This is a genomic window from Pseudomonas sp. GW821-FHT01C01 (assembly GCF_059422645.1).
The window spans coordinates 75,521-90,411 of record NZ_JBWKXF010000009.1 but is presented as its reverse complement, the minus strand read 5'-3'; the positions used below and the strand labels follow the sequence as shown (position 1 = coordinate 90,411).

Here is a 14,891-nt window from a genome sequence, read left to right as displayed (position 1 = left end):
CACTACCTCAGCCGTTGGGCCCTACTGTCGCAACGATGGTCACTTGCTTGTTGTCAGGAATTTCCTGGTAAGCCAACACGTGCAAACCCGGGACTGCGAGCCGGCCAAATCGCGAGAGCATCGCGCGAACCGGACCGGCCACCAGCAGAATCACCGGCTGACCCTGCATCTCCTGGCGCTGCGCCGCGTCGATCAACGAGCGTTGCAACTTCTCAGCCATGCTTGGCTCCAGCAGAACGCCCTCTTCCGAGCCTTGTCCTGCCTTTTGCAGACTATTGAGCAATATCTGTTCCAACCTTGGCTCCAGCGTGATTACTGGCAGCTCCGACTCAGTGCCTACAATGCTTTGGACGATTGCACGGGATACGCCAACCCGCACGGCAGCCACCAGCGCGGCGGTATCTTGACTCTTGGCGGCATTGTTGGCGATGGCCTCGGCAATGCTGCGGATATCGCGCACAGGCACTTGTTCGGCCAACAACGCTTGCAGCACCTTGAGCAACTGCGACAGCGAAACCACGCCCGGCACCAGCTCCTCGGCCAGTTTCGGCGAGCTTTTGGCCAGCAATTGCATGAGTTGCTGTACTTCTTCGTGACCGATCAGCTCACTGGAATGCTTGTAAAGTATCTGGTTCAAATGAGTGGCCACTACTGTACTGGCATCGACCACCGTATAACCGAGCGATTGCGCCTGCGCACGCTGGCTGATTTCGATCCAGACCGCCTCCAGACCGAAAGCCGGATCTTTGGCGGTAATACCGTTGAGCGTACCGTAGACCTGTCCCGGGTTGATCGCCAGTTCGCGATCCGGATAAATCTCCGCTTCGGCCAGGATCACCCCCATGAGGGTCAGGCGATAGGCACTCGGTGCCAGGTCGAGGTTGTCGCGGATATGCACCGTCGGCATCAGGAAGCCGAGGTCCTGGGACAGCTTCTTGCGCACCCCCTTGATCCGCGCCAGCAACTGGCCGCCCTGGTTGCGGTCCACCAACGGAATCAGGCGATAACCCACTTCCAGGCCGATCATGTCGATTGGCGTCACGTCATCCCAGCCAAGCTCCTTGGTTTCCTGGGCACGAGCCGGCGACGGCAGCAGTTCCTGCTGGCGCTTGACCTCTTGCAGGGCCTGAACCTTGGCGACGTTCTGCTTTTTCCAGAACAGGTAGGCGCCACCGGCCGCCAGGGCCGCCATGCTCAGGAACGAGAAGTGCGGCATGCCGGGCACCAGGCCCATGACCGCCATCAAGCCTGCCGCCACCGCCAGCGCCTTGGGCGAGGCGAACATTTGGCGATTGATTTGCTTGCCCATGTCTTCCGAACCGGAAGCACGGGTCACCATGATCGCGGCCGCTGTCGATAACAACAGTGATGGCAATTGCGCCACCAAACCGTCACCGATGGTCAACAGCGCATACACCTTGCCGGCGTCGGCGAAGTTCATGTTGTGCTGGAAGATACCGACCGCCATGCCGCCGATCAGGTTGATGAACAGGATCAACAGGCCGGCAATGGCGTCACCCCGGACGAATTTGCTGGCACCGTCCATGGAGCCGTAGAACTCGGCTTCCTGCGCGACTTCCGAACGGCGGGCCTTGGCCTGGGCCTGATCGATCAGTCCGGCGTTGAGGTCGGCGTCGATCGCCATTTGCTTGCCGGGCATCGCATCGAGGGTGAAACGCGCGCTCACCTCGGAAATCCGCCCCGCACCCTTGGTCACCACGACGAAGTTGATGATCATCAAAATCGCGAAAACCACGATACCGACCACGTAGTTACCGCCGATCACCACCTCACCGAACGCCTGGATCACCTTACCGGCAGCGGCGTGACCATCCTGGCCATGGAGCATGACCACCCGCGTGGAGGCCACGTTCAATGCCAGGCGCAACAGCGTCGCCACCAGCAGAATGGTCGGGAACACCGCGAAATCCAGCGGCCGCAAGGCGTAGACGCAGACCAGCAGCACGACGATGGACAGCGCAATGTTGAAGGTGAAGAACACGTCCAGCAGGAACGGCGGCACCGGCAACATCATCATCGCCAGCATGACCAGCAGCAACAGCGGCACGCCCAGATTGCCTCGACTGAGGTCGGCAATGTTGCTGCGGGCACTGTTGATTAACTGAGAGCGATCCACCGGTTTTCCCCGTTCCTTTAAAGCAAACTTTTGACGCCTGAAGCAGGCGCAGAGCGGCTACTGCAAGAAGCTTTCCAACTTTTGCGGGGTTTGAAATAGAGGGGTCTATCAACGAAATGAGCGCGTGAATCATCCGTAGCAGCTGCCGAGCCCGCGAGGCTGCGCAGCAGTCGTCGGTTCCCGGCGAGGACTGCGTCCTCGAACGCAGCCTCGCGGGCTCGGCAGCTGCTACAAACTCAGGAATCGCAGCGTAGATCCGGCGGAATCGGTCGTTTACCCTTGCTCGCCCGGTACTGTCGAATCTGATAAACGTAAGCCAGCACCTGCGCGACTGCCAGATAGAGGGGTCTGTCAACGAAATGAGCGCGTGAGTCATCCGTAGCAGCTGCCGAGCCCGCGAGGCTGCGTTCGGCTGCGCAGCAGTCGTTAGTTCCCGGCGAGGACTGCGTCCTCGAACGCAGCCTCGCGGGCTCGGCAGCTGCTACAAACTCAGGAATCGCGGCGCAAATCCGGCGGAATCGGCAGGTCATCCTTGAGCGGATCCGGTCGTTTACCCTTGCCCGCCCGGTACTGTCGAATCTGATAAACGTAAGCCAGCACCTGCGCGACTGCCAGATAGAGCCCGCCGGGAATTTCCTGCTCAAGCTCGGTGGAGTAGTAGATCGAACGTGCCAACGCCGGCGACTCCAGCAGCAGGATCTCGTTGGCCACCGCGATCTCACGGATCTTCAGGGCCAGGAAGTCACTGCCCTTGGCCAGCAACACCGGCGCACTGCCCTTTTCCGGATCGTACTTGAGGGCCACGGCGTAGTGGGTCGGGTTGGTGATGACCACATCGGCCTCGGGGATCGCGGCCATCATCCGCCGCTGGGACATCTCGCGCTGCAGCTGTCGAATCCGCTGCTTGACCTCCGGTCGCCCCTCTTGATCCTTATGCTCGTCACGCACTTCCTGCTTGGTCATCAGCAGTTTTTTGTGGCTTTCCCAGAGCTGCACCGGCACGTCCACCACAGCAATGAGGATCAGCCCGCAAGCCATCCACAAGGTGCTCCAGCCTACGACTTGCAGGCTGTGAATGATCGCCATGTCCAGGGGCTCATGGGCGATGCGCAGCAGGTCATCGATGTCCGACGACAATACCGCCAGCGCCACGAACAGAATGATGATGAACTTGGCCAGGGCCTTGAGCAGTTCGACCAGCGACTTGGTGGAGAACATGCGCTTGAGGCCGGGACCGGGGTTCAAGCGGCTGAACTTGGGTGCCATGGAACTCGCCGCGAACAGCCAGCCGCCCAGGGAAATCGGGCCGATGATGGCCGCCAGCACCAACGTGATCATTACTGGCTGGATCGACCACAGGGCAATTTGCCCCGAGCGCATCAGATAGGTCGCCATGGAGCGCTGATCCAGAATCACCTCCCGCGGCAGCGAGAAGTTGATGCGCATCAGCTCCATCATGTCCTGCGCCATGGCGCCGCCAAAAATCAGCAACGCCGAGGCACCGACCAGCATGATCGCCAGGGTGTTGAGCTCCTTGGACCGTGCTATCTCACCCTTTTCACGAGAGTCCTGCTTGCGCTTCTCCGTGGGGTCTTCTGTTTTGTCCTGACCGCTTTCGCTCTCAGCCATGACTCAGCTTGCCCGTGCCATTTCGCGTAAAAACTGCAAGGCCTCGGAGGCCAGCGGTTGATACTGATTGAGAATGTCCGCCAGCCCGACCCAGACGATGAACAGCCCAAGCACCAGAATCAGCGGGAAGCCGACAGAGAAAATATTGAGTTGCGGCGCCGCCCGGGTCATGACGCCAAACGCGATGTTGACCACCAGCAACGCGGTGATCGCCGGTAGCACCAGCAACAACGCCGAGCCGAGTACCCAGCCGAGCTTGCCGGCCAGTTCCCAGTAGTGATTGACCATCAAGCCGCCACCCACCGGCAACGTGGTGAAACTCTCGGTGAGGATCTCGAACACCACCAAATGACCGTTCATGGACAGGAACAGCAGCGTCACCAGCATGGTGAAAAACTGCCCGATCACCGCCGTCGATACGCCGTTGGCCGGGTCGATCATGGAGGCGAAGCCCATGCCCATCTGAATAGCGACGATTTGCCCGGCCACCACAAAGGCCTGGAAGAACAACTGCAAGGCGAAGCCCATTACCGCACCGATGAGGATTTGCTCGGCAATCAGCATCAGCCCGCTCAAATCCAGCGCACTCACCGGGGGCATCGGCGGCAGGCCCGGCGCGATGACCACGGTAATGGCCAAGGCGAAATACAGGCGAATGCGCCGAGGCAGCAGGGTCGTGCCAAACACCGGCATGACCATCAGCAAGGAGCCGACGCGAAACAGCGGCAACATGAACGTCGCCACCCAGGTGCTGATCTGCGTATCGGTCAGCGCAAGCAGTGACATGGTTTAGCCAATGACCTGAGGAATGCTGCCGTACAGCTGCAGGATGTAATCCATGAAGGTCTGCACCAGCCACGGGCCGCCGACGATCAATGTCACCAGCATCACCAACAGACGCGGCAAAAAGCTCAGGGTCTGTTCGTTGATCTGGGTAGCGGCCTGGAACATCGCCACCAGCAGCCCCACCAACAGACTCGGAATCACCAGCACCGCTACCATCATGGTGGTCAGCCACAGCGCTTCGCGGAAGATATCGACGGCGACTTCAGGCGTCATGGCGAGACACCGCCGAAGCTGCTGGCCAGCGTGCCGATGATCAGCGCCCAGCCATCGACCAACACGAACAACATGATCTTGAACGGCAGGGAAATGATCAACGGCGAAAGCATCATCATACCCATGGCCATCAACACGCTGGCCACGACCAGGTCGATGATCAGGAACGGAATGAAGATCATGAAGCCGATCTGGAACGCCGTTTTCAGCTCGGAAGTCACGAAAGCCGGCACCAGGATGGTCAACGGAGCCTGATCCGGCGTCGCAATGTCAGTGCGCTTGGACAGGCGCATGAACAGTTCCAGGTCGCTGGTGCGGGTCTGGGCGAGCATGAAATCCTTGATTGGCACCTGCGCCTTGGCGACCGCATCCTGAGCCGTCAGTTTTTCCGCCAGATACGGCTGCAAGGCATCCTGGTTCACCCGGTCGAACACCGGTGCCATGATGAACAGGGTCAGGAACAGCGCCATGCCGGTGAGGATCTGGTTCGATGGCGTCTGTTGCAGGCCCAGGGCCTGGCGCAGGATCGAGAAGACAATGATGATCCGGGTGAAACTGGTCATCAGCATGACAAACGCCGGGATAAAACTCAGCGCGGTCATGATCAGCAGGATTTGCAGGCTGACCGAATATTCCTGCGCACCCTGCGCATTGGTGCCCAGGGTGATCGCCGGGATCGACAGCGGATCGGCGGCGTATGCCAGCGGCGCAACCAGCATCAGGGCCAGCGTCAAGACGATGCGTAGCGCACCCATTACTTCTTATCCTTCTGATCTTTACCCAGCATCTCCAGCAGGCGCTGTGCAAACTCCGGCGTCGGCTTCTCGGTACTCGGCACTTGCACCGGCTCCTTGAGAACGTGCAGCGCAGTGATGCTGCCAGGGCTCAGGCCCAACAGAATCTGTTCGTTTCCGACCTGCACCAGCATCAGGCGGTCGCGAGGCCCCAGCGCGCGGGAGCCGACAATCTCGATCACCTGCCCTTTACCAGCCGGCCCGGCCTGCTGGACCCGACGCAGCAACCAGGCGAGGAGGAAGATCAGCCCCAGCACCAGCAATAAGCCGAACACCAGTTGCGTCAGTTGGCCAGCCGCGCCACTGCTCACCGCCGGCACAGCGACCGTGGTCGCCGTGGCAACCGGTTCGGTCGCCAGCACGCTGATCGGCATGGCCAACGCGGCACCCAGCAAAGCCCCCAGAACCTTTTTCACTCAGCGCAGCTTCTTGATGCGTTCGCTTGGGCTGATCACGTCCGTCAGGCGGATGCCGAACTTCTCGTTGACCACCACCACTTCGCCATGGGCGATGAGCGTTCCGTTGACCAGCACGTCCAGCGGCTCACCGGCCAGACGATCAAGCTCGATCACCGAACCCTGGTTCAGTTGCAGCAGGTTGCGGATGTTGATGTCGGTGCTGCCCACTTCCATTGAAATCGACACCGGGATGTCGAGGATCACGTCCAGGTTCGGGCCTTCGAGGCTGACCGGATCGTTGTTTTTCGGCACGCTGCCGAACTCTTCCATTGGCAGACGGTTGGACGCGGAACTGCCGGAATCGGCTGCCAGCAAGGCGTCGATATCGGCCTGCCCGGCATCACCGGTTTCTTCCAGGGCCGCGGCCCACTCATCGGCCAAAGCCTGGTCGTCTTGCGTGTTCATATTGTCAGTGTCCTCGGCGAGCAAAAGTTCAGAATTCGGTTAATCGCGAATGGGTACGAGCGCCGGTCAACGGCGCTCGATCGGCTCGATCACTTGCAACGCCAGGTTGCCCTTGTGCGAGCCCATCTTGACCTTGAAGGCCGGCACGCCGTTGGCGCGCATGATCATTTCTTCCGGCATCTCGACCGGGATCACATCCCCCGGCTGCATGTGCAGGATGTCGCGCAGGCGCAACTGACGACGAGCCACCGTCGCACCGATCGGCACGTCGACGTCGAGCACGTCCTGGCGCAAGGCGTTGACCCAGCGCTCATCCTGATCGTCGAGGTCCGACTGGAAGCCGGCGTCGAGCATTTCGCGCACGGGCTCGATCATCGAGTACGGCATGGTCACGTGCAGGTCGCCGCCACCGCCATCGAGTTCGATGTGGAAGGTCGACACCACAATGGCTTCGCTCGGGCCGACGATGTTGGCCATGGCCGGGTTCACTTCCGAGTTGATGTACTCGAAGTTGACTTCCATGATCGCCTGCCAGGCTTCCTTCAAATCGACGAACGCCTGCTCCAGCACCATGCGCACAACACGCAGTTCGGTCGGCGTGAATTCACGTCCCTCGATCTTTGCGTGCCGGCCGTCACCGCCGAAGAAGTTGTCCACCAGCTTGAATACCAGCTTGGCGTCGAGGATGAACAGCGCCGTGCCGCGCAAGGGTTTGATCTTGACCAGGTTGAGACTGGTCGGCACGTACAGCGAGTGCACGTATTCGCCGAACTTCATCACCTGCACGCCGCCGACCGCCACGTCTGCCGAGCGACGCAGCATGTTGAACATGCTGATGCGGGTATAGCGGGCGAAACGCTCGTTGATCATTTCCAGAGTCGGCATGCGTCCACGGACGATGCGATCCTGGCTGGTCAGGTCGTAGCTTTTGACGGTGCCGGGTTCGGCAGCGTTTTCGGTCTGTACCAGACCATCGTCGACGCCATGCAACAGCGCGTCGATCTCATCCTGGGACAGCAGGTCCTGCACGGCCATGTCGTGTTCCTACTGCAGTACGAAATTAGTGAAAAGCAACTGTTCGATCACCACTTTGCCGAGCTCTTTCTGCGCCACTTCCTGCACGCTGGCGGTGGCCTTCTGCCGCAGCATTTCCTGACCGACTGGTGACGCGAGGGTCGCAAAGTCCTGCCCGGAGAACAGCATGACCAGGTTATTGCGGATGACCGGCATGTGGACCTTGAGTGCATCCAGATCCGCCTGGTTACGGGCGAGCATGGTGATGCTCACTTGCATGTAGCGCTGGCGACCGTTCTGGTTGAAATTGGCCACGAAAGCCGGCGCCATCGACTCGAAAATCGCTGGCTGCTTGCCGACGGGAGCGGTTTCCGTCACGGCGGCGGCAGGCTTGCTCTGAGCGCTGTGCATGAAGTACCAGGTCGCCCCCACGGACACACCGATCGCCAGCAGCAGGGCCACCACGATCAAGATAATCAGCTTGAGTTTGCCTTTGGTTGCGGGGTCTTTCACTGCTGCGTCGCTCTTCGCCATGCCAATAATCCGTCACTATTCGGGTTTTCACAGTCGCACGGCAAGGCAAGAGCAAGTGTTATGCCATGTAGGAGCGAGCTTGCTCGCGATGAATTCAAGAGCGCCGCGTTTAGCCAGTAAACACGCGTTATCGCTAACGATCATCGCGAGCAAGCTCGCTCCTACAGGGGGTTTTGCGTTTGATCAGGCGTAGTAATCGACCGCACTGGAGCCGATCACGCTGGTGGTATTGGCAGCCACCTCGGCGATGCCCGGGGCCGTGTCGTCATCCATTGAATCGAGGCGACCGCCGCTGGCGCTGGTCCGCCCGCTTTGACTTTGTCGGGCTTGTTCCTGCCCTTGCTGCGAACCACGGGACTGGTCCGAAACATTGACATCGACCTGCCCCATGCCCTGCTGCGCAAACATGTCGCGCAAGCGATGCACCTGACCGTCCAGCGCTTCACGGACACCCGGATGCGCACTCATGAACGTGACCTGGGTCTGCTGGTCGGGAACCATGTTCACCCGGATGTCCAGACGCCCGAGTTCAGCGGGCTGCAATTGGATGTCCGCGGCCTTGAGATTGGCGCTGGACAGGTACATGACCCGGTTCACCACTTCTTCGGTCCAGCCGCTCTGGTGCATGGCGATCGGCTGGTTCACCGGCAAGGCATTGGCGGTCTTCGGTGTGGCCGCCTGGGTCAGCGCGGCCAGACGGTTGGCGAAATCATCGACACGGGTGTCGCTGCTGGCGGATTTGAGGTCCTTCAGACCGTCATCGATCAACCCGCTGAAAGCCTTGTCGTCGCCCTGGCTGGTGCTGTTCTTGTCGGCCTGAACATCCAGCATGGTCGCCATGCCGGCGGCAAAGTTTTGCGTTGATGTCAGCTCACCGTCAGCCTGGGCTTGCGCCTGTGTCGGAGCAGTCTTGGGCTGCGCCTGACTGGAAGCCGATACGTGACCGCTCTGCTCCATCGCCAGGCGCACCGCCGGCAATGCATCAAGAGGATCGGTCGAGGGATCGAAATCGCCATCGGCAATGGCCAGCGCCGGAACGGCTGGAGTCGAAGCCGTGGCTGTTGCGGCAACCGGCGCTTCAACGGCAGGTTGCACGGTGTCAGCCACGGCGGGTGCGGCCGGTGCCGGCGCCAGCACTACTGGCTGCAGGGCTTGCTGCAATGAGGGATCAAGCGCCGGATCGAGCGGTGCGTCATCAACGACCGAAGCCTGGCCGGCACCTGACGCATCATCGTCGGCGGACTTGTCGTCAGCCTGCACCGGCGGGTCGGCAGGCAAGGATTTGCCGCCATCGGCAACCACCGGTTCCCCGGCGGCAGATTTGTCGTCGCCAGCGTCTTTTTTTCCGGCGACATCAGAGGTTTTGTCGCGACTCGGCTTGACCGAGGCATCCGCCGACGCATTGGGCTTGTTCTGGGCCTGATTGGCATAGACATGAGCGAAGCTTGCGGCCTTGTCCCCGGGCTCAGCGGCCAGCGCCGGAGGATTGGCGGAGGCGGCCTGAGCCTTGGCCTGCCTGGAGGCCTGAAGCAGAATATTGGGGGTAACGGGCATGAAAAGGTCTCCGCTGCACGGGGCTCGTAAGTACAGTTGGATGAATTAACTGCAAGGGTCGAGCCAGTTTCACTCGAAGGAGAGCAAGTGCAGCGAATGCTCAGATTTTCGCCGGGCAACGCTGTCGTTCAGCTTCGTACAGAGGCCGGATACCGGCGAACTCGCGATCGATTTCGCGAATCAGTTCCTGAACGGCGGCGCAGGGCGAGTTTTTGGCCTGCTGCTCAAGTTGATGGCATAGCTCGGTCAGCCTGAGTGCGCCCATGTTGCTGCAGCTGCCTTTGAAGCTATGGGCGGTTTCAGCAAGCAGTGCGGCACTCTCAGCCGTTCTCAGGACTTTCAGGCGCCCTTCGGAGTCCGCAAGAAAGACATCCAGCAGATCCGGATAGCCATCTTCCATCACTTCCTGCAATGCACTCAGTGCGGCGCGATCCACATGTGTGTCGTCCACTTGTTCACTCCTTGATCAAGAATGCGCGGATTATGCCTGAGCCTCCCAGACAAACTCCACGCGTGCACTTCGACCATCGTCGGTCCAGCGGGCATTACGTCCCAACTGGCGGATCAGACTGACCCCACGTCCCGACAGGCGGATATCGTCCACAGGCCTTGCCATCACCCGCTCGACATCGAAACCCTTGCCGCTGTCTTCGATGTGAATCGTCAGGCAACCGCCGTCGTCTGTTGGCGCCACCTGCAAATGTAACCGAACATAGCCTTCTTCAAGCCCGTCGAGCCGGGTATTGCGCTCCTGATAATATCGCGCAAAACCCGAGGCATTGCGTTTGAGGTTCGAATCCAGCCCCAGTACGCCATGCTCCAGCGCATTGGAATAGAGCTCCGCCAGCACGCTGTAGAGCGCACCGCTCTGAGCCCGAAGGCCATGAACTTCAAGCAGCAACTGCAACAGATAGGGTAACGGATTGAAACGCTTGAGCGTGGCGGCGCGAAACTCGAAACTCACCGACCAGTCCAGCGGACAAGACTGGCCGCTGTCGGAGTAGACCAACGCCGGTGGGGTGATCTGCGCCGGCTCCAGCAGGCTGATTTCGACCATGCTGATATCGTCGCGCGCTTCTCCGCCGAAATGACGCAGCGCCCGCTCGATTTCTTCGAACAGCGCATCCGGCTGGCGATTGGCGGCAAACACCTGCTGCAATCGCTGTACGCCAAACAACTGATCATTGGCGTCGCAGGTGTCGATCACACCATCGGACAGGAGAAACACCCGATCCCCGAGCGCCATGGGAAACACATCGGTACGCTCATCGAAGGATTCCGGGCTCAGCACCCCCAAAGGCAGATGCCGCGCCGGCAGAGGCGTGCGCTCGCCACTGGCAATGCGATGCAGGTAACCGTCCGGCATTCCGCCGTTCCAGACTTCCACCGAACGACGCTGAAAACTCAGGCACAACAACGTGGCACAACAGAACATGTCCACCGGCAGGATGCGCTTGAGCTTGGCATTCATCTCGCGCAGGGTTTCTGCCAGGCCGTAGCCCTTGGCGGTCATCCCGTAAAAGACTTCGGCCAAGGGCATGGCGCCCACCGCCGCTGGCAAGCCGTGGCCGGTAAAGTCACCCAGCAGCACGTGCATGTCTCCGGCCGGCGTGAACGCGGCCAGCAGCAGGTCGCCGTTGAACAGCGCATAGGGCGATTGCAGATAACGGATATTCGGAGCGGCATTCAGGCAGCCCGAGTGCGCCACCTTGTCGAAAACAGCCTTGGCCACGCGCTGCTCATTGAGCAGGTAGTCGTGATGCCTGGCGATCTGGTCACGCTGTTGCAGCACGGTATCCTGCAGGCGCCGCAAGCGATCCATTGCCTTGATCTTGGCGGCGAGAATCACCTGGTTATAGGGTTTCGCCAGAAAGTCGTCACCGCCAACCTCCAGACAACGGGCCAGGGCTTCGCTTTCGGACAACGAGGTGAGGAAGATGATCGGCACCAGGGTTTCCCCGGCCAGGGCCTTGATTTGCCGGGCCGCCTCGAAGCCGTCCATGACCGGCATCATCGCATCCATCAACACCAGGTGCGGTTGTTGCTGGCGAAACGTGTCGACCGCTTCGGCGCCGTTGGCCGCCGTCAGCACTTCGTGCCCCTGGCGACGCAGGATGCTCGACAACAACATGCGATCGGCGGCGCTGTCCTCGGCAATCAGGATCGTCAGCGGCTCCAGTGGCTGCATGGCAATCAACTGATGTCGAACAGCTTGTCGAAGTTGGAGATGGCGAGGATTTTGCGCACGTCGGTACTGCTGTTGACGACGCGCACATCAGAGTCGTCGCCACCGGCATGATCACGCAGCAAGAGCAGCATGCCCAGGGCCGAGCTGTCCAGATAGGTCGCGTCTTTCAAATCGACGACTATCGAACTCGGCAACTTGCCGTCGGCGCGCTCATAAGACTCACGAAATTCCTGATGCTTGGCGAAATCGAATCGTCCTCTGATCGATATCGTCAGCTTTTGCCCATCGGGTGAGACTTCTGTAACAACTGACATGTCATGGCTTCCTTGTCATTGATAAACCTGCTTGTACAAGGTTTAGCAGTTGGTAGGGGTTGGGGCAAGGCTGGAAATATGTGGCGTCAGCGAGATCGCTTTCGTCGTAGGAGCGAGCTCGCTCGCGATGGTCGTCAACGATGACGCGGGAAACCTGACACCCCGCGGTGCTCCCGGATTCATCGCGAGCGAGCTCGCTCCTACAGGTGATCCTGCCGCGGCAAGCGCTGGGACAATTCATCCAGCAATTTCTGTTCGCGCCTGTCTTCAAGCGCCCGCGCCTCATCGGCATAGCGTTGAACCAGCTTGCGCAAACCTTCGACCCGGGCGAATGCCTGCTGCCAGGTTTCCCGGGCCTTGTTCAGGTTGTTCTGATGCCAGGCCAGGCTTTGCCGCTGCTGGTCGATGGCCGTGCCCAGTTGCGCGAGAAAGCCCTGATAACCCAGCAACCATTGGCCCGAGACACCGCCACTGCCGCGCACGATCCATTGTTCCTGATAGTCGAGACGAAAGGCTTCGAGGTCGGCGAGTTTACTTTCCGCCAGGCGAACCTGTCCTTGAAAATGCCCCAGGCGCTGGACTGCGGTTTTCTCGGCCTTTTCGGCCATTTCCACCACCGGCGCCAGCCGTCCCGCCCGACTCAGGGCCATGACCGCTTATCCGCCCGCCGCGGGCGCGAATATCGAGGCGAGATACGCTTCGCTTTCGCCCAGGCTAATGCTGTCGTTAAGGCCTTGGCGCAGGTACTTGACCAATTGCGGTTGCAGGGAAATCGCCAGGTCGGTCTCGCGATCGCCGCCGGCGACATAGGCGCCAACACTGATCAGGTCGCGGCTTTGCTGATAACGCGACCACAGTTGCTTGAAGTACTGTGCGCGGGCCATGTGTTCCGGCGATACCACCGCCGGCATGACCCGGCTGATGGACGCCTCGATATCAATGGCCGGGTAATGCCCTTCCTCGGCCAGGCGCCGGGACAACACGATGTGTCCGTCGAGCACGCCCCGCGCCGAGTCGGCAATCGGGTCCTGCTGGTCATCCCCTTCGGACAACACGGTGTAGAACGCGGTGATCGAACCACCGCCCTTCTCCGCGTTGCCGGCCCGCTCCACCAGTTTCGGCAGCTTGGCGAACACCGATGGTGGATAACCCTTGGTCGCCGGCGGCTCGCCGATGGCCAGGGCGATTTCCCGCTGGGCCTGGGCGAAACGGGTCAGGGAGTCCATGAGCAACAGGACATTCTTGCCCTTGTCGCGGAAATATTCGGCGATGCGCGTGCAGTACATGGCGGCGCGCAGACGCATCAGCGGCGCATCGTCCGCCGGGGATGCCACCACCACTGAACGCTTGAGCCCTTCTTCACCGAGAATATGCTCGATGAACTCTTTAACTTCACGACCCCGCTCACCGATCAGACCGACGACGATAATGTCGGCCTCGGTAAAGCGCGTCATCATGCCCAGCAACACCGATTTACCGACACCGGTGCCGGCGAACAGGCCGAGCCGTTGGCCGCGACCGACCGTCAACATGCCGTTGATGCAACGGATGCCCACGTCCAGCGGTTCGCTGATCGGCTCACGCTTGAGCGGGTTGATGGTCGGGCCATCCATCGGCACCCAGTCTTCGGCCTTCATCCCGCCCTTGCCGTCCAGTGCACGACCGGCGCCATCGAGCACCCGCCCGAGCATGCTCATGCCCATGGGCAGGCGGCCGGTATCGGCCAAGGGAACCACGCGCGCACCGGGCGCGATGCCGGCGACACTGCCGACCGGCATCAGAAAGACCTTGCTGCCGGAGAAGCCCATCACTTCGGCCTCAACCTGCACCGGGTGATAACTGTCGTCGTTGATGACCATGCAGCGGCTGCCCATGGCGGCGCGCAGGCCTTCGGCTTCGAGGGTCAGGCCGACCATGCGCAGCAAGCGGCCCTCAAGGATCGGCGCTCCGGCCAGTTCAGTCGCCTCGGCGTAACTGCCCAGGCGTTTGGCGAAACTGGTGCGTTCAAGGCGCATCAGGCGCATCCGGTTCTGGCGCGGTAGCCGGTTTGCTGTCGATCGGCAACTCCAGGCTCAAGTCCGGTGCGGCCGGGTGCAAGGACTGCTCGTGCAACTGATCGAACAGCTTGTCCATCACCCGCGCAACGCGGGTTTCGACCGTGGCGTCGATGCGGCTGTGTTCTGTCTCGACCCGACAACCGCCGGGCAACAACGACTCGTCCTCGACGATGCGCCAGGTTTCTTCATGGCGTTCGCGAAGGGCTTTGACCTGTTCGAAATCCTGCGGATTGATGTACAGGCGCACATTGCCCACGCCCAAAGGCAAGAGCTTGAGGGCATCACGCATGACGTGTTCGATCTGCGTCGAGTCAATGGCCAGTTCGCGCTGGATCACCTGTTTGGTGATGTGTTGCACGAGGTCGACCAGGGACTTTTCGATCTCGGTGTCCTGCTCGGCGATGGGCTCGAACAGATGGGCCATCAACTGCTCCAGCGCCGCAATCTTGGCCGTCAGGGCCACTTCGGCTTCCTGGCGGACCTTGAGCGTGGTGCTGTGGAAACCTTCCTTCTCACCCACCGCGAAGCCTTCGTTGTAGGCTTCCTGGCGAATGCTTTCGAGCTCTTCGAGAGTCAGTGGCTGGACTTCCTCCAGCGGCACTTCCTCCATCTCCGGCGGCTCGGGTTCCGGCGCAGGTTCTGGCTCAGGTTCCGGCGGATCGAAACTGGGCAGTGCCCAGGACTCGAAGCCACCGACATCCCTGGCCCGGATCAGGTCAGTGGGTGCATCATCATTCTTGACCATGGT

General features: G+C 60.7%; 16 protein-coding genes and 1 pseudogene. All 17 read right to left on the bottom strand.

The genetic code is table 11. The features are described from left to right. Positions 1-7: 7 nt before the first annotated feature. The 17 genes and pseudogenes from flhA to fliH all read right to left on the bottom strand — a co-directional run bounded on the left by flhA (position 8) and on the right by fliH (position 14,888). Positions 8-2,137 (bottom strand): flagellar biosynthesis protein FlhA, encoded by a 2,130-nt coding sequence (flhA, locus tag AC07XF_RS08970; RefSeq protein WP_495026208.1) that lies wholly within the window; start codon positions 2,135-2,137, stop codon positions 8-10. 236 nt (positions 2,138-2,373) lie between these two features. After that, positions 2,374-2,481 (bottom strand): annotated as a pseudogene (locus AC07XF_RS08965) (hypothetical protein); the annotation flags it as partial. 145 nt (positions 2,482-2,626) lie between these two features. Continuing rightward, positions 2,627-3,766 carry a flagellar biosynthesis protein FlhB gene (gene flhB, locus AC07XF_RS08960; protein WP_495026207.1) on the bottom strand — a complete coding sequence of 380 codons (1,140 nt, stop codon included), beginning with the start codon at positions 3,764-3,766 and terminating at the stop codon, positions 2,627-2,629. Between the two features lie 3 nt (positions 3,767-3,769). Beyond that, on the bottom strand, positions 3,770-4,552 hold the full coding sequence (gene fliR, locus AC07XF_RS08955; protein ID WP_495026206.1) for a flagellar biosynthetic protein FliR: 783 nt from the start codon (positions 4,550-4,552) through the stop codon (positions 3,770-3,772). Positions 4,553-4,555: 3 nt separating this feature from the next. After that, on the bottom strand, positions 4,556-4,825 hold the full coding sequence (gene fliQ, locus AC07XF_RS08950) for a flagellar biosynthesis protein FliQ (protein ID WP_057398373.1): 270 nt from the start codon (positions 4,823-4,825) through the stop codon (positions 4,556-4,558). Then, entirely contained in the window at positions 4,822-5,580 is a 759-nt protein-coding gene (gene fliP / locus AC07XF_RS08945; RefSeq protein WP_495026205.1) for a flagellar type III secretion system pore protein FliP, read from the bottom strand. Before fliP ends, fliQ begins: the two co-directional genes overlap by 4 nt. Beyond that, positions 5,580-6,035, bottom strand: a complete 456-nt coding sequence (fliO, locus tag AC07XF_RS08940) for a flagellar biosynthetic protein FliO (protein WP_495026204.1) — start codon at positions 6,033-6,035, stop codon at positions 5,580-5,582. The genes fliP and fliO overlap by 1 nt, the downstream gene beginning before the upstream one ends. After that, a complete protein-coding gene (gene fliN / locus AC07XF_RS08935; RefSeq protein WP_057398370.1) occupies positions 6,036-6,482 on the bottom strand; it encodes a flagellar motor switch protein FliN in 447 nt (148 codons plus the stop codon). Positions 6,483-6,548: 66 nt separating this feature from the next. Continuing rightward, positions 6,549-7,517 carry a flagellar motor switch protein FliM gene (gene fliM / locus AC07XF_RS08930; RefSeq protein WP_057398369.1) on the bottom strand — a complete coding sequence of 323 codons (969 nt, stop codon included), beginning with the start codon at positions 7,515-7,517 and terminating at the stop codon, positions 6,549-6,551. Between the two features lie 9 nt (positions 7,518-7,526). Continuing rightward, positions 7,527-8,030 (bottom strand): flagellar basal body-associated protein FliL, encoded by a 504-nt coding sequence (gene fliL, locus AC07XF_RS08925; RefSeq protein ID WP_495026203.1) that lies wholly within the window; start codon positions 8,028-8,030, stop codon positions 7,527-7,529. Between the two features lie 183 nt (positions 8,031-8,213). Then, positions 8,214-9,584 (bottom strand): flagellar hook-length control protein FliK, encoded by a 1,371-nt coding sequence (locus tag AC07XF_RS08920; RefSeq protein WP_495026202.1) that lies wholly within the window; start codon positions 9,582-9,584, stop codon positions 8,214-8,216. A 100-nt stretch (positions 9,585-9,684) separates the two neighbouring features. Next, positions 9,685-10,035 (bottom strand): Hpt domain-containing protein, encoded by a 351-nt coding sequence (locus AC07XF_RS08915; RefSeq protein ID WP_495026201.1) that lies wholly within the window; start codon positions 10,033-10,035, stop codon positions 9,685-9,687. A gap of 30 nt (positions 10,036-10,065) precedes the next feature. Then, positions 10,066-11,772, bottom strand: a complete 1,707-nt coding sequence (locus AC07XF_RS08910; protein WP_495026200.1) for an ATP-binding SpoIIE family protein phosphatase — start codon at positions 11,770-11,772, stop codon at positions 10,066-10,068. Positions 11,773-11,777: 5 nt separating this feature from the next. After that, entirely contained in the window at positions 11,778-12,086 is a 309-nt protein-coding gene (locus tag AC07XF_RS08905) for an STAS domain-containing protein (RefSeq protein WP_495026199.1), read from the bottom strand. Positions 12,087-12,286: 200 nt separating this feature from the next. After that, positions 12,287-12,736: a flagellar export protein FliJ gene (gene fliJ, locus AC07XF_RS08900; protein ID WP_495026198.1), complete on the bottom strand. Its 450-nt coding sequence runs from the start codon at positions 12,734-12,736 to the stop codon at positions 12,287-12,289. A gap of 6 nt (positions 12,737-12,742) precedes the next feature. Beyond that, positions 12,743-14,101, bottom strand: a complete 1,359-nt coding sequence (gene fliI / locus AC07XF_RS08895; protein ID WP_008052871.1) for a flagellar protein export ATPase FliI — start codon at positions 14,099-14,101, stop codon at positions 12,743-12,745. Beyond that, positions 14,091-14,888: a flagellar assembly protein FliH gene (fliH, locus tag AC07XF_RS08890; RefSeq protein ID WP_495026197.1), complete on the bottom strand. Its 798-nt coding sequence runs from the start codon at positions 14,886-14,888 to the stop codon at positions 14,091-14,093. The genes fliI and fliH overlap by 11 nt, the downstream gene beginning before the upstream one ends. Between the last annotated feature and the right edge of the window lie 3 nt (positions 14,889-14,891).